Below are 23,700 nucleotides of genomic sequence, written 5' to 3' on the forward strand. Positions count from 1 at the left end.
GCCGGATGCGGCCTGATCGCGGGCCGATGAGGTGCAAGGGGAGTTCCAGGAACGCCTGGATCTCCGGGATTCACAGATTCGTACGGGGGCTGAGATGAGCGGAACGCGCAGGGCGACGACGAGGACGAACGGGACGAAGAGGGCGAGGGTGTACCGGCGGCTGCGGGGCGGGTTCCTGGTGTGGGCGCGGGGTGTGCGGTCGGCGCGCAAGGACGCCGGGATGGTCACGTCGGAGTACGCGGTGGGGCTGATCGCGGCTGTCGGGTTCGCCGGGGTGCTGTACCAGGTGGTGACGAGCGATCTGGTGCAGTCGGCGCTGCAGTCGCTGGTGGCGAAGGCGCTTCATGGCTCGTTCTGAAACACGGTGGGGGCGTTCTCGGGACCGTGGGTTCGTGACGGCGGAGGCCGCTGTGGTGCTGCCCGTGCTGGTGGCGTTCACGATGGCGCTGGTCTGGGCGGTGGTCGCGGCGTCCGAGCAGATCCGGTGCGTGGACGCCGCGCGGACCGGGGCCAGGGCGGTGGCCCGGCAGGAGCCGGAGAGCGCCGCCGTCGCCGCCGCCCGGCAGGCCGCCCCGCAGGGCGCGCGGGTCGAGGTGAGACGGGAGGGCGCGCTGGTCCGGGTGACAGTGCTGGCACGCGCGGCCGGACCGGGGCCGCTGGGCGTGGAGTTGAGCGCGCAGGCCGTGGCGGCGGCCGAGGAGACGACCGGCCCGGAGACCGTTCCCGGAGAGGGAGGCGAGGTGACGTGAAAGTGCGGGGCAGGAATCCGCGGCGGGCACGGCTGAGGGGCGATCGAGGTTCCGCGACCGTCTGGGTGGCCCTCGCCATGGTCGCGATGGGTGCCGTCTTCGGGGGCGTACTCGCCCTCGGACAGGCGGTACAGATCCGCCACCGGGCGGGCGGGGCGGCCGACCTGGCCGCGTTGGCCGCGGCCGATCAGTGGACGAAAGGGGGCGCGCGGGCCTGCGCGGTGGCCGGGCGGGTGGCTCGGGCGCAGGGGGCGAGAGTCGTACGGTGCGCCGTGCGCGGCGAGGTGGCCGAGGTGACCGCGGGGGCGGGCAGCGGAGTGCTCGCGGCCGAGGTGCGGGCGCGGGCGGGACCCGCGGGGCCGGTACCGCCGGCGCCTGAGTCCGGGCCCGGGGCCGAGCCCGTTCCCCAGCCCGAGGTCGCGACACGCCCGGGCGTCCCGAGTGATCTCGGATGACCCGGCACCCCGCCCCCGGACCCTCTACGGAGCCTGCTTCAGCAGCGTCGTGAGGAGCCGGACCGCGCCGCGCTTGTGCAGGGGGTCGTTGCCGTTGCCGCACTTCGGGGACTGGATGCACGACGGGCAGCCGGCCTCGCACTCGCAGGAGGCGATGGCCTCGCGGGTGGCGGTCAGCCACTCCTTGGCGGTGTGGAAGGCGCGTTCGGCGAAGCCCGCCCCGCCGGGGTGGCCGTCGTAGACGAAGACCGTGGGCAGCAGCGTGTCGGGGTGCAGCGGGATCGAGACGCCGCCGATGTCCCAGCGGTCGCAGGTGGCGAAGAGGGGGAGCATGCCGATGGAGGCGTGTTCGGCGGCGTGCAGGGCGCCGCCGAGGATCTCGGGGTTCACCCGGGCGGCGTCCAGCTGGTCCTCGGTGACCGTCCACCACACCGCGCGGGTGCGCAGCGTACGAGGAGGGAGGTCGAGTTTGGTCTCGCCGAGGACTTCGCCGGTGATGAGGCGGCGGCGGAGATAGCCGACGACCTGGTTGGTCACTTCCACCGATCCGTAGCACAACGAGCCGTCGCCCCACGGGACTTCGACGTCCGTCTCCAGGATGGAGATCGCCGTGGTGTCGCGGGCCGTCGTGGAGTACGTGGGGTTGGCCGGTTCGACCAGGGCGACGTTGTCGTCGAGGTCCAGCTGCTTGACGACGTAGGTGCGGCCCTGGTGGAGGTGGACGGCGCCGTCGTGGACCGTGGTGTGGGACGAGCCGGCGTCGACCGTGCCGAGGAGCCGGCCGGTGCTCGCCTCGACGATCTGCACGGGATCGCCGCCCTCGCCGCGGATGTCGGCCAGGTCGGCGGCGGACTCGCGGCGCGTCCAGTGCCAGGCCTTGGTGCCGGAGCGGCGGCGCAGCAGTTTCGCCGCTTCCAGTTGCGGGAGGAGGTCGCCGACGGCCGGGCCGAAGAGGGCGAAGTCCGCTTCGGTGAGCGGGAGTTCGGAGGCGGCCGCGCACAGGTGCGGGGCGAGGACGTAGGGGTTGTCGGGGTCGAGGACCGTCGACTCCACCGGCTGCTCGAAGAGGGCCTCCGGGTGGTGGACCAGGTAGGTGTCCAGCGGGTCGTCACGGGCGACCAGGACCGCGAGCGCCCCCTGGCCCGAGCGGCCCGCCCGGCCCGCCTGCTGCCACAGGGACGCCCGGGTGCCCGGGTAGCCGGCGATCACCACGGCGTCGAGGCCGGAGACGTCGATGCCGAGTTCGAGGGCGGTGGTGGCGGCGAGGCCGAGGAGTTCGCCGGAGTGCAGGGCGGCTTCGAGGGCGCGGCGCTCCTCGGCGAGGTAGCCGCCGCGGTAGGCCGCCACTCGGCGCGGCAGCGAGCGGTCGATCTCGGCGAGGCGTTCCTGGGCGATCACCGCGATCAGCTCGGCGCCGCGCCGGGACCGTACGAAGGCGACCGAGCGGATGCCCTGCACGGTGAGGTCGGTGAGCAGGTCGGCCGTCTCGGCGGTCGCAGTGCGGCGCACCGGGGCGCCCTTCTCGCCCTGCATCTCGGTGAGCGGCGGCTCCCAGAGGGCGAAGACCAGCTCGCCGCGGGGCGAGGCGTCGTCGGCGACCTCGACGACCGGCACGCCGGTGAGGCGCTGCGCGGCGACGGCCGGTTCGGCCGCCGTGGCGGAGGCGAGGAGGAAGACCGGGGAGGAGCCGTAGCGGGCGCAGAGGCGGCGCAGACGGCGCAGGATCTGGGCGACGTGGCTGCCGAAGACACCGCGGTAGGTGTGGCACTCGTCGATGACGACGTACTTGAGGGCCTTGAGGAAGGAGGACCAGCGCGGATGCGAGGGCAATATGCCGCGGTGCAGCATGTCGGGATTGGTGAGGACGTAGTTGGCGTACTGCCGCACCCACTCCCGTTCCTCGAACGGGGTGTCGCCGTCGTACACCGCCGGACGGATCGCCGTACCCAGCGGTTGTGAAAGTTCCTTCACCGATCGGCACTGGTCCGCTGCGAGGGCCTTGGTCGGGGCGAGGTAGAGCGTGGTCGCCCCGCGCCCGTTCGGCGCCTCGGAGCCGTCCAGGAGCGCCGAGAGGGCCGGGACGAGGTACGCCAGGGACTTGCCGGACGCCGTTCCGGTGGCCACGACCACCGAATCGCCGTCCAGCGCGTGCTCCGCTGCCAGTGCCTGGTGGGCCCAGGGGTGCGCGATACCTGCGTTCTGGACGGTCGCGACGACCTCGGCGCGGATCCGGTCCGGCCAGACGGCATGACGTCCCGGACGAGGGGGCAAGTGCTCCGTATGGGTGATGCGCGCAGCCCTGCTCGGACCCGAGGCGAGCCTGTCCAGAATCGCCCCGGGAGCAGGGCGGGAGGCGTCGGTAGCCGAGGGTCGTTCGGATCGGTGATTCTTGGCCATCGGCACCGAGTGTGTCACTGGCGTGACGGACAATGCTCCCAAGGCGTCGTGCATGCCTGCTGGTAAGTGATTGAATGCCTTCGCGGCTGGCGAACCGTCCCGGGGGATCAGGCCGAGGTGTCCCCGAGGGGCGACCGCTCGATTAGCAAGGTGCTGGAGGATCCGTGGACCTGTCCCTGTCGACCCGTACCGTCGGCGATCGTACGGTCGTCGAGGTCGGTGGCGAAATCGATGTATATACCGCGCCCAAGCTGCGGGAGCAGCTGGTCGAGCTGGTGAATGACGGCAGTTTCCACCTTGTCGTCGACATGGAGGGCGTGGACTTCCTCGACTCCACCGGGCTCGGCGTGCTGGTCGGCGGCCTCAAGCGTGTGCGTGCCCACGAGGGCTCGCTGCGCCTGGTCTGCAACCAGGAGCGCATTCTCAAGATCTTCCGGATCACCGGTCTGACCAAGGTGTTCCCGATCCACACCTCCGTCGAGGAAGCCGTCGCGGCGACCGACTGAGCCGGCGGGACGACCGAGTCGGCCGGCGACGAGCCGGGTGACTGGGTCGGCTCATCGCGGGAAGATCGATAGAGAGACGGGGATCGGGCGGCCAAGAACCGTGCCCGGTCCCCGAGAGCACGCCCGTACGTCCGAGGGGGATGCATGGCCACCGTCGAACTCCGCTTCAGCCCTCTGCCCGAGCATGTCCGCACGGCCCGCCTGGTGGCGGCCGCAGTGGCGCGCAGGGCGGGCGTGGACGAGGCCGTGCTCGACGAGGTCAGGCTCGCCGTGGGCGAAGCCTGCTCCCGCGCCGTCGGCCTGCACCAGGCGGGCGGCATCACGGCGCCGGTGCTGGTGGCGCTGATCGAAGAGGAGAAGCAGTTCTCCATCGAGGTCGGTGACGAGGCGCCGCACGCGATCGCCGCGGTGCCCGGAGCCCCCGGCGCGGCCGATGACCCGGATCTGGAGGGCGAGGACGAGATGGGCCTCGCCGTCATCAGCGGCCTCGTCGACGATGTCGAGGTGACCGCGGACGCGGACGGCGGACGGATCCGGATGAGCTGGCCGACATTGCCCGCCACTCTGCTGCCGTAGCAAGCCGTCGCTTGCCGTAGCTCCGCGCTTGTGCGCTTTTTCTCAAGCCTCTGTTCACCTTCACGGTGATCAGGGGCTTTCTTATTTATTTCTAGATCGTCTTTCCCTGCTAATGCCCTCAATGGGTTAGCGGGGTTTATCGATCATTCTTCTGGTAGAGAACAATTCCGTTTGCGGTGCCCTGTTGAGATCAGGTTCCGCTCCCTACAATCCGTCCACATCTTGAGCTCAGCCCAAGCGTCAAGGAGGACGAATGGCGGAGCCTTCTCAGTTCGCAAGCCTCGCAGCCGCAGTTCTGACGGACGACAACCGACTGATCGTGATCGTCATCGCGCTCGTCGCGCTCGCGGCGCTCGCCGTCGCAGGGGTCCTGGTGCGTCAGGTGCTCGCGGCCGGCGAGGGCACTCCATCCATGAAAGAGATCGCGGCCGCGGTACAGGAAGGCGCGAAAGCCTATCTGGGGCGACAGTTGCGCACCCTCGGCGTATTCGCCGTCGTGGTGTTCTTCCTGCTCCTGCTGCTGCCGGCCGACGACTGGAATCAGCGCGCCGGGCGTTCGGTCTTCTTCTTGATCGGCGCGGTCTTCTCGGCGGTCACCGGCTATATCGGAATGTGGCTGGCGGTGCGCAGTAATGTGCGTGTGGCCGCCGCGGCCAGGGAAGCGACACCGGCGGAGGGTGAACCCGAAAAAGATCTCACCGCTGTCTCGCACCACGCAATGAAGATCGCATTTCGTACCGGCGGCGTCGTCGGCATGTTCACCGTAGGGCTCGGACTGCTCGGCGCCTCCTGCGTCGTCCTGGTCTACGCGGCCGACGCGCCCAAGGTCCTGGAGGGATTCGGACTCGGCGCCGCGCTGATCGCGATGTTCATGAGGGTCGGCGGCGGCATCTTCACCAAGGCCGCCGACGTCGGCGCCGACCTGGTCGGCAAGGTCGAGCAGGGCATTCCGGAGGACGATCCGCGCAATGCCGCGACCATCGCGGACAACGTGGGCGACAACGTCGGCGACTGCGCCGGAATGGCCGCCGACCTCTTCGAGTCGTACGCCGTCACGCTGGTCGCCGCGCTGATCCTCGGCAAGGCGGCCTTCGGCGACTCGGGGCTCGCGTTCCCGCTGATCGTGCCCGCGATCGGGGTCCTCACGGCGATGATCGGGATCTTCGCCGTCGCGCCACGCCGGACCGACCGCTCGGGCATGAGCGCCATCAACCGCGGTTTCTTCATCTCCGCGGTGATCTCGCTGGTCCTCGTGACCGTGGCCGTCTTCCTGTACCTGCCGGGCAAGTACGCCGATCTGGACGGGGTCACCGACGCCGCCGTCCGGGTCAAGGACGGCGATCCGCGGATCCTCGCGGTCGTCGCCGTGGCCATCGGCATCGTGCTCGCGGCCCTCATCCAGCAGCTCACCGGCTACTTCACCGAGACCACCCGGCGCCCCGTCAAGGACATCGGCAAGACGTCGCTGACGGGTCCGGCGACCGTGGTCCTCGCGGGCATCTCCCTGGGACTGGAATCAGCCGTTTACACCGCGGTGCTGATCGGACTCGGCGTCTACGGCGCGTTCCTGCTCGGCGGTACGTCGATCATGCTCGCGCTGTTCGCGGTCGCGCTGGCCGGCACCGGGCTGCTGACCACCGTCGGCGTGATCGTCGCCATGGACACCTTCGGGCCCGTCTCCGACAACGCGCAGGGCATCGCCGAGATGTCCGGCGACGTCCAGGGTGCGGGCGCCCAGGTGCTCACCGACCTCGACGCCGTCGGCAACACGACGAAGGCCATCACCAAGGGCATCGCCATCGCCACGGCCGTCCTCGCCGCCGCCGCGCTCTTCGGCTCGTACCGCGACGCGATCCTCACGGCCGCGAGCGACGTCGGCGAGAAGGTCGGCGACGGCGGGCCGATGAACCTGGTCATGGACATCTCCCAGCCCAACAACCTGGTGGGGCTCATCGCCGGAGCCGCGGTGGTGTTCCTCTTCTCCGGGCTCGCCATCAACGCCGTATCGCGTTCGGCGGGTTCGGTGGTCTACGAGGTGCGGCGGCAGTTCCGCGAGCACCCCGGGATCATGGACTACACCGAGAAGCCGGAGTACGGGCGCGTCGTCGACATCTGCACCAAGGACGCGCTCAGGGAGCTCGCCACGCCCGGCCTGCTCGCCGTCATGGCACCGATCGCGATCGGCTTCACGCTCGGGGTGGGCGCGCTCGGCGCGTACCTCGCCGGAGCCATCGGCACCGGCACGCTGATGGCCGTGTTCCTCGCCAACTCCGGTGGCGCGTGGGACAACGCCAAGAAGCTCGTCGAGGACGGCCACCACGGCGGCAAGGGCAGTGAGGCGCACGAGGCCACCGTCATCGGCGACACGATCGGCGACCCGTTCAAGGACACCGCGGGCCCGGCCATCAACCCGCTCCTGAAGGTGATGAACCTCGTCGCGCTGCTGATCGCGCCCGCGGTCGTCAAATTCAGCTACGGCGACGACGCCAGCGTGCCCGTGCGGATCGTGATCGCCGTCGTCTCGCTCGGCGTCATCATCGGCGCGGTGTACGTCTCCAAGCGGCGCGGCATCACGGTCGGGGACGACCCGGACGACGACGGGAACCCGGGACGGGTGCCCGAGCAGGCGGACCCGGAGGTGGTGTCGCAGCGCACGTAGAACTGACCCTGCCTCAACAGGTGGGCGGAGAGCGCATTTTGACGCGCTCTCCGCCCACCTGCGTGTTCGCGGACCGGTTGAACTCGTCGGGGCGTACCCCGTGAGCCTTCTCTCCCTTGGTGCAAATGGCTGCTAAAGGTCAAGAAAGCGGTCTTACTGAACGTCCGAGGTGCACTTGGCGTGTGCTCGGCGTGTAAGTTCCGGGGCCGTAAGCCATGGAAGGGACCAATCCGGTGAACAAGAAGCTTGCAGCCGCACTGTCCGGCGGTGCGGTACTGGTACTGGCGTTGTCGGGTTGCAGCGACGACAGCAACGAGAAGCTGGACTCCTGGGCCAAGGAGGTCTGCGACGCGGTCCAGCCGCAGGCGAAGAAGATCGAGTCCGCGAACGCGGCGATCCAGAAGCAGACGTCGGACAACAGCGCGCCGGCCGACGTGCAGAAGACGGACGCCCAGGCGTTCCAGGACATGTCCGACGCCTACAAGGCGATCGGCGACGCGGTCGACAAGGCCGGTGCCCCGTCGGTCGACGGCGGTGAGAAGAAGCAGCAGGACGCCGTCGAGGAGCTGGACAAGATCTCCAAGTCGTACGCGGACCTGAAGGGGCAGGTCGACAAGCTCGACACCGGCGACCAGGCCAAGTTCGCCGAGGGCCTCAAGAACATCGCGGGCGAGCTCGACAAGCTCAGCCAGAGCGGCAGCGACGCCCTCAAGAACCTGGAGGAGGGTGACGTCGGCAAGGCCATGGCCAAGCAGGAGAGCTGCAAGAGCGCGTCCGCTTCGCCGTCGGCCTCGTAGGTTCCGTCCGCTTTACGCGCCCCCGGGGTTGCGCCGTTGCGCGCCGCGCCGGGGGTGTCGCGTTTTCGGCTGCGGGCCGGTGGGGGCTGGTCGCGCAGTTCCCCGCGCCCCTGAGAAGCGGGCTTCGCCCGCTCCCACGGGCTTGTCGGTTCGGCTGCGGGCCGGTGGCCTCTTCCCGCGCCTTCCCCTGGGCGAGCGGAGCTCGCTCCCAGGGGCGCGGGGAACTGCGCGAGAAGCCCCACCGGGCCGCAGCCGTGGGAACCACCGCCACCCGGCAGACGCGTCACAATGGAACCGTGAGTTCTCCCGTTGCCGCCCCCCTGCCCACCACCGACCGCCCGGAGGGCACCCGTGTCCTGCGCGAGGCGCTCCTCGAAGCCGAGTTCACCGCCGACGGGCTGCTCGAACTGCTCGGAGCCCCCGCGTACACCGCGCTCGCCCGCAGCGAGACCGTGCCCGCGCTGCGCGCCACCCGGGGCGAGCGCCCCCTGGAGACGCTCGTCCGGCTCTTCCTGCTCCAGCAGCCCGTCGCCCGCGACCGGCTCGCCGCCGTCCTGGACGTCGCCGCGTGCCTGGAGAGCGGCTGGCTGCGGGAGACGGGCGGCGACGAGCTGGCCGCGACCGTCGACGTACGCCCGTACGGCGGGCCGGACGGCGAGGACTGGTTCATCGTGTCCGACCTCGGCTGCGCCGTCGGCGGAGCCGGCGGCATCGGCAGCCATGACGAAGGCGTGGTGCTCGGCGTCGGCGGCGCGTCCACGACGCTCGCCGGGATCACCGTCCGCACGCCTGTCGGCTCCGCCCTCGACATCGGCACCGGCTCCGGCATCCAGGCGCTGCACGCCTCCCGGCACGCCACGCGCGTCATCGCCACCGACCTCAACTCCCGCGCCCTGCACATCACCGCGCTGACGCTCGCGCTGTCCGGGGCCCCGGCGGCCGACCTGCGCGAGGGCTCGCTGTACGAGCCCGTCAGCGACGCCGACGACACCCGGTACGACCTGATCGTGTCCAACCCGCCCTTCGTGATCTCCCCCGGCGCCCGGCTCACCTACCGCGACGGCGGGATGAGCGGGGACGATCTGTGCCGCTCGATCGTTCAGGGAGCGGGGGAGCACCTGAACGAAGGGGGACACGCGCAGTTCCTGGCCAACTGGCAGCACGTCGAGGGTGAGGAGTGGACCGAGCGGCTGCGTTCGTGGGTGCCGCGCGGCTGCGACGCCTGGATCGTGCAGCGCGAGGTGCAGGACATCACGCAGTACGCCGAGCTGTGGCTGCGCGACGCCGGTGACCACCGCACCGACCCGGCGGAGTACGCGGCCCGGTACGACGCGTGGCTGGACGAGTTCGAGGCGCGCAAGGTGAAGGCCGTCGGCTTCGGCTGGATCTCCCTGCGCAAGACCGCCCATGACGAGCCGTCGATCGTGGTCGAGGAGTGGCCGCACCCCGTCGAGCAGCCGCTCGGTGACACCGTGCGGGCGCACTTCGAGCGGGTCGACTGGCTGCGCACGCACGACGACGCGGCGCTGCTGCAGTCGTCCTTCGTGCTGGCCGGCGAGGTCGTGCAGGAGCAGGTCGGGCTGCCGGGCGCCGAGGACCCGGAGCACGTCGTGCTGCGGCAGGGCCGCGGGATGCGCCGGGCGACGAAGGTGGACACGGTGGGCGCCGGGTTCGCCGGGGTGTGCGACGGGTCGCTGAGCGCCGGCGCGATCCTGGACGCCATCGCCCAACTGGTCGGCGAGGAGCCGGTGTTGCTGCGGGATCAGGTGCCCGCGCAGATCCGCACCCTGGTCGAGCTGGGCTTCCTGGAACCGGCCGCGCCGGCGGCCCCGGGCGCCGACCCGGTCGGCTAGCCGCTCTTCGCCTTGCGCTGTACGGGAGTTCACCCCGGGTTGGCCTGCCCGTGTCACCGTCGCCTGCCTGGGTACCGCGACCGGTACCCGCGATCCGGGAGGCAAGGCGATGGAGAGTACCCCCGCACTGTTCGCGGGCACGGTGTTCGCGCTGTTCGGAGCGGGCCTCGTGACATGGACGGGGGCGCGCACCCTGCACCGGGAGCCGGTGGTGGACGCCGCGCACCCGGTGGCGGCGGCGGTGCTCACCGGGATGGTCGGGGCGATATCCCTGGGGCTCGCGGTGTGGTGCTTCGGGCGGGCGTGACCGTCCGGCGTCGGTACGTGTGAAAGGGCCCGCCCCACGACCGTGGAGCGGGCCCTTTCACACGTACCGGTGTCAGCCGCGCAGCACGCGGCCCTGCTTGTCGGTGCGGTCGTTGCTCGTGAAGAACAGGATCGCGTCGATCAGGGCCCAGATGCCCAGGCCGCCGCAGGTGAGCAGCTGGGCGACGCCGACGCCGACGCTGCCGACGTAGAAGCGGCCGATGCCGAAGCCGCCGAGGAAGAGCTGGAGAACGCCGGCGACGATCTTGGACTTGTCGGAGTACGGGCGGCCCTGCGGGTCGTAGCCGTACGGGGCGTTGGGGTCGGACTGGCCGGGCTGCTCGGCGTAGGACATGCGCGATGCTCCTCGGGGACAACACAAAACACGGCACGGAGCCGTGCTGCTGAGCGGATGATGGTGAGTGAGGCAGATGCGCCGTGTGGGGACGTTGCGCGCCTCGGAATGCACAAATTTAGAGGCACTTGGGCTGCGCTTGACTCGATCACAAGGTTTCGTGGCAGGTTTGTGACCTGAGGGGTGCATGGCGCGGGTGAGGCCGAGGCGTTGTCCCGCGCCGCCCTGAGGGAGCGTCAGAAGACGTTGCGCAGCACGGTCCAGACGAGCGCGGTCACGAGGATCGCCACCTGGCCGCGGACGGAGACGTGGGGCCGCCAGCGGCGTCCGCGCAGCCCTTCCCAGGCCCACCGCCCCAGCAGCGCGAGGGCGAACGGGGCGGCGAGCAGCAGCAGCCGGTTGTCGTGCCAGGCCGCCGTGAACTGACCGTGCATCAGGTCGTACACCATGCGGGTGCCGCCGCACGCCGGGCAGAGCAGCCCGGTGGCCCACTGGAGCGGGCAGCGGGGCAGCCAGTGGCCCGGCTCGTGCGGGTTGGTGCCGTACAGATAGAACGCGCCGACGGCCCCCGCGACGAGCACCCCCGCGGGTGCCGCCGCCGGGTGCCGCCACAGCGCCCCGGCCCGGTTCGGGCCGTCAGCCGCGCAGGACACGGCCGTTCGAGTCCGTGGTGTTGTTGCTGGTCAGCAGGATGATGCCGTCGATCAGCGCCCAGATGCCGAGGCCGCCGCAGGTGAACAGCTGGGCCAGGCCGAGGCCGACGTTGCCGATGTAGAAGCGGCCCACGCCGAAGCCGCCGAGGAAGAGCTGGAGAACGCCCGCGACGATCTTCGACTTGTCCGAGTACGGCCGGCCGTACGGGTCGTAGCCGTAGGGCGCGTTCGGGTCGTAGCCCATGCCCATGCCGGGTCCCGGCGGGGGCGGGAAACCGCCACCGGGGGCGCCACCGGGCGCACCGCCCGGATACCCGTATCCGGGGCCGGGCTGGGACCCCGCCTGGGGGTAGCCGTAACCGGGCTGGGCGGTGCCCTGCTGCGGGTATCCGTACGGCGACTGGCCGGGCGGGCTCTGCGGAGGCTGCGGGGGCTGCTGGCCGTAGGGGTTCTGGTCCTTCGGCGGCTGGCCGTAGGGATTGCTGTCGGACATCGGGGTGCTCCTGCGGTCGGGAAGCGTGGGGACGCGCCGGAGGCTCCCGCGGGCTCCCCCAGCCGTCCGCCATCTTGTCAGGACCGGTCGGAGAGGGGGAGTGAGGGCGGCCGTGACCTCCGTGATCGGGGCCCGATCGGGACGCTCGTGACAGGAATGTGGCACGCACAGTGAGGACGCGGATACCCGGAGCGCAGGCGTCCGCTCCCCGGTCCGGGGGCAGGATCACGAGGAGTCGGGTTACCGTTCCGAGTGGCTGCTGCGTGCTTTTCCCGTTTGACACACCGGCGGGAGGTACCGTCACACTCCGCAGCAGTGCCACACAGCGGTGTCAGCCGCGACCACAGAACGGCCCCAACCGCCGACCGGAGAGAAGAGCGAAGTTGTCCCCGACCAGCGAGACCGCACAGGGCGGCCGCCGACTCGTCATCGTCGAGTCGCCCGCCAAGGCGAAGACGATCAAGGGCTACCTCGGCCCTGGGTACGTCGTCGAAGCGAGCGTCGGGCACATCCGCGACCTCCCCAGCGGCGCGGCCGAGGTCCCCGAGAAGTACACCGGCGAGGTGCGCCGCCTCGGCGTCGACGTCGAGAACGACTTCGAGCCGATCTATGTCGTCAACGCCGACAAGAAGGCCCAGGTCAAGAAGCTCAAGGACCTGCTGAAGGACTCCGACGAACTCTTCCTGGCCACCGATGAGGACCGCGAGGGCGAAGCCATCGCGTGGCACCTCCTGGAGGTCCTGAAGCCCAAGGTTCCCGTCCACCGGATGGTCTTCCACGAGATCACCAAGGACGCGATCCGCTCCGCCGTGGCCAACCCGCGCGAGCTGAACAAGCGCATGGTCGACGCCCAGGAGACCCGCCGCATCCTCGACCGTCTGTACGGTTACGAGGTCTCGCCGGTCCTGTGGAAGAAGGTCATGCCGCGCCTGTCGGCGGGCCGTGTCCAGTCGGTGGCCACCCGCCTCGTCGTCGAGCGGGAGCGCGAGCGCATCGCCTTCCGCTCCGCCGAGTACTGGGACCTGACCGGCACCTTCGCGACCGGCCGCGCCGGTGACACCTCCGACCCGTCCTCCCTGGTCGCCCGCCTGTCCGCGGTCGACGGCAAGCGCATCGCGCAGGGCCGCGACTTCGACTCGCTCGGCCAGATCAAGGGCGGCAACTCGGCGAACACCCTGCACCTGGACGAGGCGAACGCGCGAGCGCTCGCCGCCGCCCTCCAGGACACGTCGTTCGCGGTCCGCTCGGTCGAGTCCAAGCCGTACCGCCGCTCGCCGTACGCCCCGTTCCGTACGACGACGATGCAGCAGGAGGCCTCGCGCAAGCTGGGCTTCGGCGCCAAGGCGACCATGCAGGTGGCCCAGAAGCTGTACGAGAACGGCTTCATCACCTATATGCGTACCGACTCCACGACCCTGTCGGACACGGCGGTCTCGGCCGCCCGTGCCCAGGTCACGCAGTTGTACGGGTCGGACTACCTGCCGGACAAGCCGCGTACGTACGCGGGCAAGGTGAAGAACGCGCAGGAGGCGCACGAGGCGATCCGTCCCTCCGGCGACCGCTTCCGCACGCCCGCCGAGACCGGCCTGACCGGCGACCAGTTCCGCCTCTACGAGCTGATCTGGAAGCGGACCGTCGCCTCCCAGATGAAGGACGCGGTCGGCAACAGCGTCACGGTCAAGATCGCCGGTACGTCGAGCGACGGCCGCGACGCCGAGTTCAGCGCGTCCGGCAAGACCATCACCTTCCACGGCTTCCTGAAGGCGTACGTCGAGGGCGCCGACGATCCGAACGCGGAGCTGGACGACCGCGAGCGGCGCCTGCCGCAGGTCACCGAGGGCGACGCGCTATCCGCCGAGGAGATCTCGGTCGACGGCCACGCCACGAAGCCGCCGGCCCGCTACACCGAGGCCTCGCTGGTCAAGGAGCTGGAAGAGCGCGAGATCGGCCGCCCGTCGACGTACGCGTCGATCATCGGCACGATCCTCGACCGCGGCTACGTCTTCAAGAAGGGGACGGCCCTGGTGCCCTCCTTCTTGTCGTTCGCCGTCGTCAACCTGCTGGAGAAGCACTTCGGCCGGCTCGTCGACTACGACTTCACCGCCAGGATGGAGGACGACCTCGACCGCATCGCGCGCGGTGAGGCGAAGTCCGTGCCGTGGCTGAAGCGTTTCTACTTCGGTGAGGGCGACGGCACCCCGGGCTCCGGCGGCGCGGCCGACGCGGGCAACGGCGACGGGGACCACCTCGGCGGCCTGAAGGAACTCGTGACCGACCTGGGCGCCATCGACGCCCGCGAGGTCTCGTCCTTCCCCGTGGGCAACGACATCGTGCTCCGCGTGGGCCGCTACGGCCCGTACGTCGAGCGCGGCGAGCGGGACTCCGAGAACCACCAGCGCGCGGACGTCCCCGACGACATGGCGCCCGACGAGCTCTCCGTCGAGTACGCGGAGGAGCTGCTCGCCAAGCCGAGCGGCGACTTCGAGCTGGGCGCCGACCCGGTGTCGGGCCACCAGATCATCGCCAAGGACGGCCGCTACGGTCCCTACGTCACCGAGGTGCTCCCCGAGGGCACCCCGAAGACCGGCAAGAACGCGGTCAAGCCGCGGACGGCGTCGCTGTTCAAGTCGATGTCGCTCGACACCGTGACCCTCGACGACGCCCTGAAGCTGATGTCGCTCCCGCGCGTGGTGGGCGCCGATGCCGAGGGCGTCGAGATCACCGCGCAGAACGGGCGGTACGGGCCGTACCTGAAGAAGGGCACGGACTCGCGCTCGCTGACGGCCGAGGAGCAGCTCTTCACCATCACGCTGGAAGAGGCGCTGGAGATCTACTCCCAGCCCAAGCAGCGCGGGCGCGCGGCGGCCAAGCCGCCGCTGAAGGAGCTGGGCGAGGACCCGGTCAGCGGCAAGCCGGTCGTCGTCAAGGACGGTCGCTTCGGCGCGTACGTCACCGACGGCGAGACCAACGCGACGCTGCGGGCGGCCGACTCCGTGGAGGACATCACGCCGGAGCGCGGCTACGAGCTCCTCGCGGAGAAGCGGGCCAAGGCGCCGGCCAAGAAGACCGCGAAGAAGGCCGCCAAGAAGGCGCCCGCCAAGAAGACCGCCGCCAAGAAGGCCACCACGGCCAAGACGGCGGCCAAGAAGACGACCACGGCGAAGAAGACGACGGCCGCGGCCAAGAAGGCGCCCGCAAAGAAGGCGACCGCTTCCAAGGCGGCTGCTTCTCAGGCGGCCGACGAGTAGAGCGGCGCGGCCGCGGTGGACCGGTTTGCCTGGTAGGGCGCGGTTTGCCGAGCAGGCATTTGTACGTAGACACATGGACGCCCCCGGGAGTTGTACCGGGGGCGTCCATTTGTTCGGACCGGGCCCACGGAGTGTCGGTCGGTCCCGATAGGCTGGACGAATGACCCGTGCCGAGCAGCCAACGGCCCCCCACACGGCCCCAGACGACGCCCTGGTAGCGGACTCCCGAGAGCGCGCCGTGCGTGCGCTCCTGCGCGTACCCCAGTTGAAACGACTGTGGTCGGCGCAGCTCGTCGGTGGAGTCGGTGATGTGCTCGGGCTGCTTGTGCTCGTGGTGCTCACGCTTCAGGCGGCCATTTCCGAAGGGTCGTTCGGCGGTGGCTACCGAGGAGTAGCCCTCGCCGTCACCGCCGTGTTCGGGGCGCGCATCCTGTCCACTCTGCTGTTCGGGGCGGTGCTGCTCGGGCCGCTGACCTCGCTGACCACCCCCGGCGGTCCCCTCGACCGGCGCTGGACCATGGTCGGCGCCGACGGACTGCGGGCCGCGCTGCTGATCGTCGCGCCGCTCTGGATCGACTGGACGCCGGACAACGCCCTCGCACTGATTCTCGTGACGGCCTTCGTCATCGGGGTCGCCGAGCGGTTCTGGACCGTCGCCAAGGAGAGCGCGGCGCCCGCGCTGCTGCCCGCGCCGCCCCTGGAGGGCGCGGCCGTGCGGCCGCTGCCGGACCACATGGACGCCCTGCGGCGCCTGTCGCTGCGCACGACGTTCGTCGGCGTACCGCTGGCCGCCGCGGTCCTCCTGGTCGTCTCCCTCGTGCAGAACCTGATCGGGGCGGGCCTCGACTGGTTCGACCTGCACCAGGTCGCGCTCTCCTCGTACGTGGCCGCGGGGCTCTTCGCCGCCTCGCTGTCCGTCGTCTTCTTCCTCGAACTGCCCGACACGCAGACCCCGCGCGCGCGGTCGCCGCTGGAGGGCCTGCGCCGGCCGAAGACCGGCGAGGGCACCGCGGACAAGGGACGTACGGGCGCCATTCCGCTGCTCGTCCTGGCCTGCGCCGCCGTCGCCGGGGCCGTCTCGGCCGCCGTCGCCGTGTCCGTGCTCCAGGCCAAGGACCTGGACGGTGGCCCGGTGACCTTCGGGCTGCTCGTGCTCGCGCTCACCGGCGGCACCGTCGTCGGGATCAGGTCCGCGCCGTCGGTGCTGCCGTCGCTCTCGCGGCGCCGTCTGCTCGCCCTCGCCATCGCGCTCACCGGCATCGGACTGCTCGCGGCCGGACTCGTGCCCGACGTCACGACCGTGATCATCATCCTCGCGCTCGCCGGTGTCACCGCGGGCATCGCCGCCAACACCGGGCACACCCTCCTCGACCAGGAGGCCGAGGAGTACCGCAGAGCCCGGACCACCGAGCACCTGCAGGCCGTCGTACGGGTCTCCCTCGCACTCGGCGCCCTGCTCGCCCCGCTCCTCGCCGCGCTGATCGGACCGCACCGCCTGGAGAACGGCAAGTTCGTCTTCGCGCACGGCGGCGCCGCGTTCACCCTGATGCTCGTCGGCGCGCTGCTGCTGCCCGTCGCCGCCCTGGTCCTCGCCAAGGCCGACGACCGCAGCGGCGTACCGCTGCGCCACGACCTGCGCGACGCGCTGCTCGGCGGGCACGACCCGGCGCAGGCCCCCGCCGAGACCGGTTTCTTCATCGCCCTGGAGGGCGGCGACGGCGCCGGCAAGTCCACCCAGGCCGCGGCGCTCGCCGAGTGGATCCGCGACAAGGGCCACGAGGTCGTCGTCACGCGCGAGCCGGGAGCCACTCCGGTCGGCAAGCGCCTGAGGTCGATCCTGCTCGACGTCTCGTCGGCGGGCCTGTCCCACCGCGCGGAGGCGTTGCTCTACGCCGCCGACCGCGCCGAGCACGTCGACACCGTCGTCCGCCCCGCCCTGGAGCGCGGCGCCATCGTCATCTCCGACCGGTACATCGACTCGTCCGTCGCCTACCAGGGCGCGGGCCGCGACCTGTCGCCGGTCGAGGTCGCCCGGATCAACCGGTGGGCCACCAGCGGTCTCGTACCGCATCTGACCGTGCTGCTCGACGTCGACCCGGAGGCCGCCCGCGAGCGGTTCACCGAGGCGCCCGACCGGCTCGAATCGGAGCCGGTGGAGTTCCACGCGCGCGTGCGCTCCGGTTTCCTCGCCCTGGCCGCCGGTGATCCCGGCCGCTACCTCGTCGTCGACGCCGGACAGGAGCCGGAGGCGGTCACCACCGTCGTCCGGCACCGCCTCGACACGCTGCTTCCGCTGTCCGAGGCCGAGATCCAGGCGCGCGAGGAGGCCCGCAAGGCCGCCGAGGAAGAAGCGCGCCGCAAGGCCGAGGAAGAGGCCGCCCGCAAGGCCGAGGAGGAGCGGGTCGAGCGCGAGCGGCAGGAACAGCTCGCCAAGCTGCGCGCCGAGGAGGAGGAGCGCAAGCGCCGCGAGCTGGAGGAGGCGCAGCGCCTCGAGGCCGAGCGCCAGGCCGAGGAGGCCCGCAAGCGCGCCGAGGAATCCCGCCGCAAGGCCGAGGAGGAGCGCGTCAGGCTGCTCGCCGAGGAAGCGACGCGCAAGAAGGAAGAGGAGCGCCGCCAGCGCCAGGCCGAGGAGGAGGCGCGGCTGCGCGCCGAGGCCGAGGAGCGGCGCCTGGACAAGCAGCGCAAGGCCGAGGAGGCGCTGCTGCGGGCCGAGGAGGCGCGGCGGCTCGCCGCGCAGGCCAGTGCAGCGGCGGCGGAGACCGGGCGGACGGCGCAGTTCCGCAAGGTCGAGGACGCGCGGCCGGCTTCGGCCGCGCCGAACGTCCCGGATGTCCCGGACAACGAGGTGACCGTGCCCACGCCCGTGGTGCGGCCCGAGGACCTGTCCGCGGCCGAGGAGACGGCGGTGCTGCCGCCCGTACGGGCCGAGTCGTCTGCGGCATCTGCGGCGCCCTCGGACGCCGAGGAGACCGCGGTGCTGCCGCAGATGCCCGCCGGAGCCGCGGACGAGACGGCCGTGCTCCCGCAGGTGCCGGATCCGTCCGCGCCGTCGGGATCCGGGGACTCGGGGAGCCGGGTTCCGCCGGGCTACTTCCGCGACGAGCGGCCGGCGGCGGAGGGCTCCGCGGAGCGCACCGCCGAGCTGCCGCAGGTCGACGAGGAGGGCAGGCCGCGCCGCCGCCCCCGCTCCGACTGGGCGGAGGAGACCCCGCTGGACGATCTGCCGTCGCTGGCCGACGAGCTGCTCGGCGGACGGGACGACGAGTCCGACGAGGACAGGGGCGGGCGAGGCCGTCGGGGCGGGCGCGGGCGGTAGGCGCCTGCCGGGGGTGCCCTGAGTGATCGGGGCGCCCTTGGGAGACCGGGTGCCGTCGGTGCCCGAGGTGCCCGGGATGTCAGTGCCGCCCGGCACAATGGGGCTGAAGCTCGAGGAAGGGCGGTATCCCCATGGCCGTATGGGACGACCTGGTCGGTCAGGAGCGCGTGGTCGTGTCGCTGGACGCGGCCGCGCGGGACGCGGACGCCCTGGTGACGGCCGCCGCCACGGACACCCCGCCGCCCCCCGCGTCGAAGATGACGCACGCCTGGCTGTTCACCGGGCCGCCCGGCGCGGGCCGGGTCACCGCGGCCCGCGCGTTCGCCGCCGCCCTGCAGTGCGTCTCCCCGGACCGCGCGCTCGGCGGCGCCCCGGGCTGCGGGTTCTGCGACGGCTGTCACACCGCCCTGCTCGGTACGCACGCGGACGTGTCGACGATCGCCGCCGACGGCGCGCAGATCCTCGTCGCCGACATGCGCGACACCGTCCGCAAGTCGTACACGGCCCCCGCGGTCGGCCGCTGGCAGGTGATCCTCGTCGAGGACGCCGAGCGGCTGAACGAGAAATCGGCGAACGCCGTCCTGAAGGCCGTGGAGGAGCCCGCCCCCCGCACGGTCTGGCTGCTGTGCGCGCCCTCCGTCGAGGACGTGCTGCCGACCATCCGCTCCCGCTGCCGGCTGCTCACCCTGTCCACTCCGGGCGTCGACGCCGTCGCCGACATGCTCGTACGGCGTGACGGGATCGAGCCGGCCGTCGCCGCGTCCGTCGCCCGCGCCACGCAGGGCCACATCGACCGGGCCCGCCGCCTGGCCACCGACCCGCGCGCGCGGGAGCGCAGAGCCGCCGTGCTGAAAATCCCGCTGCGCGTCGAGGACGTCGGGGGCTGCCTCAAGGCGGCGCAGGAGCTGGTGGACGCGGCGGCCGAGGACTCCAAGCAGCTCGCCGAAGAGGTCGACACCAAGGAGACCGAGGAGCTGAAGGCGGCTCTGGGCGCGCAGAGCGGCGGGCGGATGCCGCGCGGCACGGCCGGCGTGATGAAGGACCTGGAGGACAAGCAGAAGCGCCGCCGCACCAGATCGCAGCGCGACAGCCTCGACCTCGCCCTCACCGACCTCACCGGTGTCTACCGGGACGTGCTCGCGATGCAGCTCGGTTCGGCTGTGGCGCTGGCCAACGTCGAGATCCAGGACACCCTGGAGCGGGTCGCCCGCGGGAGCTCGCCCGAGTCGACGCTGCGGCGGATCGAGGCGATCGGCGCGTGCCGCGTCGCCCTGGACCGCAATGTCGCGCCGCTGCTCGCGGTGGAGGCGATGACGGTGGCGCTGCGGGCGGGGTAGGGGGCGGTCGAACCCGCCGGCGGGCACGGCCGAGCCGTTTGCGAGCGCCGCGGGGCAGACATTTCAACCGGCAACGTAAAGTCACGCCACCCCTGCGGAGCGTTACGCTCGCTCGATGTACTTCAGGCGCCCCTTCCCGACCTCGCCCCGCCGCAAGGCCGCCCTGCTCGCCGCCTCGGCCCTCCTGCTGACCGGCATGGCCGGCTGTTCCCCAGGGGGTTCGGGCACCGCCGACGCCTCACTCGCGGCGCTGCCCGGCGCGACCCCGGCCGAACTGGCCTCGTACTACCACCAGTCGCTCAAGTGGCGCGATTGCGGAGTCTCCGGCTTCCAGTGCGCCACCCTCAAGGCGCCGCTCGACTACGACAAGCCGTCCGCGGGCGACATCGACCTCGCCGTCTCCCGCAAGAAGGCCACCGGCCCCGGCAAGCGCCTCGGCTCGCTCCTGGTCAACCCGGGCGGCCCCGGCGGCTCGGCGGTCGGCTACCTCCAGGCGTACGCGGGCATCGGCTATCCCGCCGAGGTCCGGGCCCGCTACGACATGGTCGCCGTCGACCCGCGCGGCGTCGCCCGCAGCGCGCCCGTCACCTGCCTCGGCGGCAAGCAGATGGACGCGTACACGCAGACCGACATGACGCCCGACGACGCGCGCGAGAAGACCGAACTGGTCGACGCGTACAAGAAGTTCGCGTCCGGCTGCGAGACCCACGACGCGACCTCGAAGCGCGTCCTGCCGCACGTCTCCACCGTCGAGGCGGCCCGCGACATGGACCTCGCGCGGGCGGCGCTCGGCGACGAGAAGCTGACCTACGTCGGCGCCTCGTACGGCACGTTCCTCGGCGCGACGTACGCGGGCCTGTACCCGGAGCGGGTGGGCCGGCTCGTCCTGGACGGCGCGATGGACCCGTCGCTGCCGTCCCGCGAACTGAATCTCCAGCAGACCGCGGGCTTCGAGACGGCCTTCACCTCCTTCGCGAAGGACTGCGTGGCCCGCGCCGACTGCCCGCTCGGCACCGGAACCCCGGACCAGGCGGGACAGCGCCTGAAGTCCTTCTTCACCGCCCTCGACCGCACACCGCTGACCACCGGCGACCCCGACGGCCGCAAGCTCGGCGAGGCGCTCGGCACCACCGGCGTGATCGCGGCGATGTACGACGAGGGGGCCTGGCCGCAGTTGCGGGACGCGCTGACCGCCGCGATCCAGAAGAAGGACGGCGCGGGTCTGCTGGCCCTGTCCGACAGCTACTACGAGCGCGACCCCGACGGCACGTACGCGAACCTGATGTTCGCCAACGCCGCCGTGAACTGCCTCGACCAGCCCCCCGCCTTCACGTCCGAGGGGGAGGTCCAGGCCGCCCTGCCCGACTTCGAGAAGGCCTCCCCGGTCTTCGGCCCCGGCCTCGCCTGGTCCTCCCTGAACTGCGCCAGTTGGCCGGTCAAGGCGACGGGCGAGGCCCACCGCATCACCGCCGCCGGCGCCGCCCCCATCGTCGTGGTCGGTACCACCCGCGACCCGGCGACCCCCTACGGCTGGGCCAAGTCCCTCGCCTCCCAGCTCTCCTCCGGCCGCCTGCTGACCTACGAGGGCGACGGCCACACGGCGTACGGCCGCGGCAGCACCTGCATCGACAAGGCGATCGACACCTACCTCCTCACCGGCACCCCGCCCACGGACGGAAAGCGCTGCTCATAGCCGGTTCGCCGTGATCGTCCCTGGTCATAAAAGGGTGGGCGGAGCACCCCCCGAGAGCGTGTAGCATTGACGACGTTGCTGACGCACTCCGGTGCGCACCGGCGGCGCCGCCTTAGCTCAGATGGCCAGAGCAACGCACTCGTAATGCGTAGGTCTCGGGTTCGAATCCCGAAGGCGGCTCGGATCAACCCCAGGACTCACTCGCCGTGACCTGGGGTTTTTTCATGCCCCGAGCAGGGCTCGGGTCGGAATCCGGGGTCGGGGCGGAGCGCAGCTGCGATCCCGGGCCGTGGGGCGGTGCGCGGCTACGACGTGAGGGACTGGCCGAGTGCCGTGCCGCCGAGACCGGAGATGTAGATCCATCGGGCACGGCCGTCATGCTAGGTGCCCCCGCCGGTCTGCAACATTTCCCGGCCCCCGGCGCATCTATTCGGGTGTAGGTGCGACGAAGGGGGAGCGGCGCGGATGAGGCGGTCGCTTGAAGGGGCGTTCCGGGAGTTCGCCGTGGCCAGGTCGGGGCAGTTGTTTCGGTCTGCTTGCCTGTTGACCAGCGGGGATGTGCATCTCGCTGAGGATCTTGTGCAGGAGACCCTCGGGAAGATGTACGTCGTCTGGGGGCGGCCCGCGGTGCGCGTCGGTAATCCGGCGGCGTATGCGCAGACCGTGCTCGTACGGGCGTTTCTCGCGTACCAGCGGCGGCGGTCGGCCGGGGAGCGGCCGTCCGGTGATCTCCCGGAGGGGGTCGCGGCGGGGGCCGGGGACGCGTCCCTGCGGCTGACCCTGCTCGACGCGCTGCGGCAGCTTCCGGCGAAGGACCGGGCCGTTGTCGTGCTGCGGTACTGGGAGGACCGGTCGATAGAGGAGACCGCGGACGCGCTGCATCTCAGTTCGAGCGCCGTGCGCACCCGCAGCAGCCGTGCGCTGGCCCGGCTGCGGGAGCAACTCGGCGGCAGCATCGCCGAGTTCGTCGCGCGGTGACGTACCCAATGACCACAGGCGGATCAGGAGAGGGTGGCGAGATGGGCGCGGACGCGTTCGAAGAGGAGATCGGTGGGGCGCTGCGGCGCACCGGGGAGGGGTTCGTCGCCGAGGACGGGGCGGCGCTGGTCGAGCGCGGTGTGCTCAGCGGGCGCCGGCGGCTGCGGCGACGGCGGGCGGGTGCGATGGGCGGGAGCGTGGCGGCGCTGGCCGTCGTCGGGCTCGGCGCCTCGTACGTGGGCGGGGTGTTCGACACCGCCACCGCCGATGTGCAGGGGGTGGCGGCTCGGCCCAGCGCGTCCGCCGAGCAGAACAAGCAGAGCAAGCAGAGTAAGAAGGCGCATGGGAAGGGGGCCGCCGTTTCCCGGGCGCGCGTCATCGGGATTCTCGAAGGGCTCCTGCCCAAGGGGAAGTTCAGCGGGCAGGAGGGGCGTGGCACGGACCAGGAGGCCGGGCCGTACGCGCATCTCGTGTACGACGACCGGCATGGCAAGGCCGCGATCGGCGTGAGCGTCGGCGCCGTCGACCCGGACGGTGTCACCGTCGCGGAGCAACTCAAGTGCCCGGACAAGAACTTCGTCCCGTTCGACGAGTGCCGCAACGAGAAGCTCTCCGACGGCTCGCGGCTGATGCTGATGCGCGGCTACGAATACCCGGACCGGCGCGTCGACACCAAGGCGTGGAGTGCGTTCCTCGTCACGCGCGAGGGGTACACCGTCTCGGCCAACGAGTGGAACGCGCCCGCGGAGAAGGACGCCGCCATCACCCGGCCCGAACCGCCTCTCAGCCTCGCCCAGTTGAAGACGCTCGTCACGGCGAAGGAATGGCGGCCGGTGATGAACGCCATCGGCACCGCGCCCGACGAGCCGCTCGCCCAGCCGCCCGCGCAGGGGCTCGACCAGGCGTCGATCCTGAAGAACCTCAAGGCGCTGCTGCCCGGCCGGGTGAAGGTGACCGACGAGGGCGGGCAGGACGCCGAGTACGCGTACGTGATCGTGGACGACGGCAAGGGCGCCACCCTCGTCCAGATCAATGTGCAGTCGAACATGAAGGGCGTGGAGGACCAGCTGTTCGGGAGCGGTGCCGAGGTGCGGCCCGACGGGACGAAGATCGTCACGCGCAAGGGTGACGGCGACGACAAGGGTGGTGCCGGCATCGTGATGTGGACCGCCGACACGATCCGCCCCGACGGACGGCGAGTCGTGGTCTCCGCCTTCAACTCCGGTGCTCAGAACCAGGATGCTACGCGGGCCGAGCCAGGCCTGAGCATGGAGGAGTTGACACGCATCGCACTGTCGGAGAAGTGGGCGTCCGGTAAGTAGCCCCCCT

Annotated in this window: 19 protein-coding genes and 1 tRNA gene; 16 read left to right on the forward strand and 4 right to left on the reverse strand. The window is 71.4% G+C overall.

The window, feature by feature from the left end:
* Positions 1 to 94: 94 nt before the first annotated feature.
* From ACFVDP_RS28280 to ACFVDP_RS28290, 3 genes are read left to right on the forward strand one after another with little or no spacing between them, the layout of a single operon-like run.
* Positions 95 to 358 carry a DUF4244 domain-containing protein gene (locus ACFVDP_RS28280; RefSeq protein ID WP_383495418.1) on the forward strand — a complete coding sequence of 88 codons (264 nt, stop codon included), beginning with the start codon at positions 95 to 97 and terminating at the stop codon, positions 356 to 358.
* 34 nt (positions 359 to 392) lie between these two features.
* The gene (locus ACFVDP_RS28285) at positions 393 to 749 is read left to right on the forward strand and encodes a TadE family type IV pilus minor pilin (RefSeq protein ID WP_383495420.1); all 357 of its coding nucleotides are present in this window, start codon (positions 393 to 395) and stop codon (positions 747 to 749) included.
* Positions 750 to 751: 2 nt separating this feature from the next.
* Positions 752 to 1,204 carry an Rv3654c family TadE-like protein gene (locus ACFVDP_RS28290; protein WP_383495423.1) on the forward strand — a complete coding sequence of 151 codons (453 nt, stop codon included), beginning with the start codon at positions 752 to 754 and terminating at the stop codon, positions 1,202 to 1,204.
* A 24-nt stretch (positions 1,205 to 1,228) separates the two neighbouring features.
* Here ACFVDP_RS28290 and ACFVDP_RS28295 read toward each other — a convergent pair whose 3' ends face one another.
* Positions 1,229 to 3,655 (reverse strand): DEAD/DEAH box helicase, encoded by a 2,427-nt coding sequence (locus tag ACFVDP_RS28295; protein ID WP_383495426.1) that lies wholly within the window; start codon positions 3,653 to 3,655, stop codon positions 1,229 to 1,231.
* Positions 3,656 to 3,765: 110 nt separating this feature from the next.
* Here ACFVDP_RS28295 and bldG point away from each other — a divergent pair, with 110 nt between their 5' ends.
* The 6 genes from bldG (at position 3,766) to ACFVDP_RS28325 (ending at position 10,299) form a co-directional block, all read left to right on the forward strand.
* Positions 3,766 to 4,107 (forward strand): anti-sigma factor antagonist BldG, encoded by a 342-nt coding sequence (bldG, locus tag ACFVDP_RS28300; RefSeq protein ID WP_003975386.1) that lies wholly within the window; start codon positions 3,766 to 3,768, stop codon positions 4,105 to 4,107.
* A gap of 144 nt (positions 4,108 to 4,251) precedes the next feature.
* A complete protein-coding gene (locus ACFVDP_RS28305; protein WP_383495429.1) occupies positions 4,252 to 4,683 on the forward strand; it encodes an ATP-binding protein in 432 nt (143 codons plus the stop codon).
* 253 nt (positions 4,684 to 4,936) lie between these two features.
* Entirely contained in the window at positions 4,937 to 7,342 is a 2,406-nt protein-coding gene (locus ACFVDP_RS28310) for a sodium-translocating pyrophosphatase (protein WP_383495432.1), read from the forward strand.
* A gap of 215 nt (positions 7,343 to 7,557) precedes the next feature.
* Positions 7,558 to 8,139 carry a small secreted protein gene (locus ACFVDP_RS28315; RefSeq protein ID WP_383495435.1) on the forward strand — a complete coding sequence of 194 codons (582 nt, stop codon included), beginning with the start codon at positions 7,558 to 7,560 and terminating at the stop codon, positions 8,137 to 8,139.
* A 296-nt stretch (positions 8,140 to 8,435) separates the two neighbouring features.
* On the forward strand, positions 8,436 to 9,992 hold the full coding sequence (locus ACFVDP_RS28320; RefSeq protein WP_383495437.1) for a methyltransferase: 1,557 nt from the start codon (positions 8,436 to 8,438) through the stop codon (positions 9,990 to 9,992).
* 109 nt (positions 9,993 to 10,101) lie between these two features.
* The gene (locus ACFVDP_RS28325) at positions 10,102 to 10,299 is read left to right on the forward strand and encodes a hypothetical protein (RefSeq protein ID WP_383495440.1); all 198 of its coding nucleotides are present in this window, start codon (positions 10,102 to 10,104) and stop codon (positions 10,297 to 10,299) included.
* Positions 10,300 to 10,371: 72 nt separating this feature from the next.
* On the opposite strand, the gene ACFVDP_RS28330 is transcribed toward ACFVDP_RS28325, so the two are convergent.
* The 3 genes from ACFVDP_RS28330 to ACFVDP_RS28340 all read right to left on the reverse strand — a co-directional run bounded on the left by ACFVDP_RS28330 (position 10,372) and on the right by ACFVDP_RS28340 (position 11,799).
* Positions 10,372 to 10,653, reverse strand: coding sequence for a TM2 domain-containing protein (locus tag ACFVDP_RS28330; RefSeq protein WP_383495443.1), 282 nt, complete (start codon positions 10,651 to 10,653; stop codon positions 10,372 to 10,374).
* A 236-nt stretch (positions 10,654 to 10,889) separates the two neighbouring features.
* Entirely contained in the window at positions 10,890 to 11,306 is a 417-nt protein-coding gene (locus tag ACFVDP_RS28335) for a DUF2752 domain-containing protein (RefSeq protein WP_383495446.1), read from the reverse strand.
* Positions 11,290 to 11,799, reverse strand: a complete 510-nt coding sequence (locus ACFVDP_RS28340; RefSeq protein WP_383495448.1) for a TM2 domain-containing protein — start codon at positions 11,797 to 11,799, stop codon at positions 11,290 to 11,292. The genes ACFVDP_RS28335 and ACFVDP_RS28340 overlap by 17 nt, the downstream gene beginning before the upstream one ends.
* Positions 11,800 to 12,182: 383 nt before the next feature.
* Here ACFVDP_RS28340 and topA point away from each other — a divergent pair, with 383 nt between their 5' ends.
* The 7 genes from topA to ACFVDP_RS28375 all read left to right on the forward strand — a co-directional run bounded on the left by topA (position 12,183) and on the right by ACFVDP_RS28375 (position 23,693).
* Positions 12,183 to 15,047 carry a type I DNA topoisomerase gene (topA, locus tag ACFVDP_RS28345; protein WP_383495451.1) on the forward strand — a complete coding sequence of 955 codons (2,865 nt, stop codon included), beginning with the start codon at positions 12,183 to 12,185 and terminating at the stop codon, positions 15,045 to 15,047.
* 160 nt (positions 15,048 to 15,207) lie between these two features.
* Complete coding sequence (tmk, locus tag ACFVDP_RS28350; protein ID WP_383495455.1) at positions 15,208 to 18,363, forward strand: dTMP kinase; 3,156 nt, start codon at positions 15,208 to 15,210, stop codon at positions 18,361 to 18,363.
* Between the two features lie 131 nt (positions 18,364 to 18,494).
* A complete protein-coding gene (locus ACFVDP_RS28355; RefSeq protein ID WP_383495458.1) occupies positions 18,495 to 19,700 on the forward strand; it encodes a DNA polymerase III subunit delta' in 1,206 nt (401 codons plus the stop codon).
* 115 nt (positions 19,701 to 19,815) lie between these two features.
* The gene (locus tag ACFVDP_RS28360) at positions 19,816 to 21,393 is read left to right on the forward strand and encodes an alpha/beta hydrolase (RefSeq protein ID WP_383495461.1); all 1,578 of its coding nucleotides are present in this window, start codon (positions 19,816 to 19,818) and stop codon (positions 21,391 to 21,393) included.
* A 106-nt stretch (positions 21,394 to 21,499) separates the two neighbouring features.
* Positions 21,500 to 21,573 (forward strand) — tRNA-Thr (locus tag ACFVDP_RS28365).
* 285 nt (positions 21,574 to 21,858) lie between these two features.
* Positions 21,859 to 22,371, forward strand: coding sequence for a SigE family RNA polymerase sigma factor (locus ACFVDP_RS28370; RefSeq protein WP_383495464.1), 513 nt, complete (start codon positions 21,859 to 21,861; stop codon positions 22,369 to 22,371).
* A 41-nt stretch (positions 22,372 to 22,412) separates the two neighbouring features.
* Positions 22,413 to 23,693: a hypothetical protein gene (locus ACFVDP_RS28375; protein WP_383495467.1), complete on the forward strand. Its 1,281-nt coding sequence runs from the start codon at positions 22,413 to 22,415 to the stop codon at positions 23,691 to 23,693.
* The last annotated feature ends 7 nt before the right edge of the window (positions 23,694 to 23,700 follow it).

Origin of the sequence: Streptomyces sp. NPDC057694 (assembly GCF_042799415.1) — a bacterium.
Lineage (GTDB): Bacteria > Actinomycetota > Actinomycetes > Streptomycetales > Streptomycetaceae > Streptomyces.

Bases quoted from the DNA above. Each gene is read 5' to 3' on its own strand.
- ACFVDP_RS28280 (WP_383495418.1), top strand. From the start codon at position 95: ATGAGCGGAACGCGCAGGGCGACGACGAGGACGAACGGGACGAAGAGG.
- ACFVDP_RS28295 (WP_383495426.1), bottom strand. From the start codon at position 3,655: ATGCACGACGCCTTGGGAGCATTGTCCGTCACGCCAGTGACACACTCG.
- ACFVDP_RS28305 (WP_383495429.1), top strand. From the start codon at position 4,252: ATGGCCACCGTCGAACTCCGCTTCAGCCCTCTGCCCGAGCATGTCCGC.
- ACFVDP_RS28310 (WP_383495432.1), top strand. From the start codon at position 4,937: ATGGCGGAGCCTTCTCAGTTCGCAAGCCTCGCAGCCGCAGTTCTGACG.
- ACFVDP_RS28315 (WP_383495435.1), top strand. From the start codon at position 7,558: ATGGAAGGGACCAATCCGGTGAACAAGAAGCTTGCAGCCGCACTGTCC.
- ACFVDP_RS28325 (WP_383495440.1), top strand. From the start codon at position 10,102: ATGGAGAGTACCCCCGCACTGTTCGCGGGCACGGTGTTCGCGCTGTTC.
- ACFVDP_RS28330 (WP_383495443.1), bottom strand. From the start codon at position 10,653: ATGTCCTACGCCGAGCAGCCCGGCCAGTCCGACCCCAACGCCCCGTAC.
- ACFVDP_RS28340 (WP_383495448.1), bottom strand. From the start codon at position 11,799: ATGTCCGACAGCAATCCCTACGGCCAGCCGCCGAAGGACCAGAACCCC.
- tmk (WP_383495455.1), top strand. From the start codon at position 15,208: ATGACCCGTGCCGAGCAGCCAACGGCCCCCCACACGGCCCCAGACGAC.
- ACFVDP_RS28355 (WP_383495458.1), top strand. From the start codon at position 18,495: ATGGCCGTATGGGACGACCTGGTCGGTCAGGAGCGCGTGGTCGTGTCG.
- ACFVDP_RS28360 (WP_383495461.1), top strand. From the start codon at position 19,816: ATGTACTTCAGGCGCCCCTTCCCGACCTCGCCCCGCCGCAAGGCCGCC.
- ACFVDP_RS28370 (WP_383495464.1), top strand. From the start codon at position 21,859: ATGAGGCGGTCGCTTGAAGGGGCGTTCCGGGAGTTCGCCGTGGCCAGG.
- ACFVDP_RS28375 (WP_383495467.1), top strand. From the start codon at position 22,413: ATGGGCGCGGACGCGTTCGAAGAGGAGATCGGTGGGGCGCTGCGGCGC.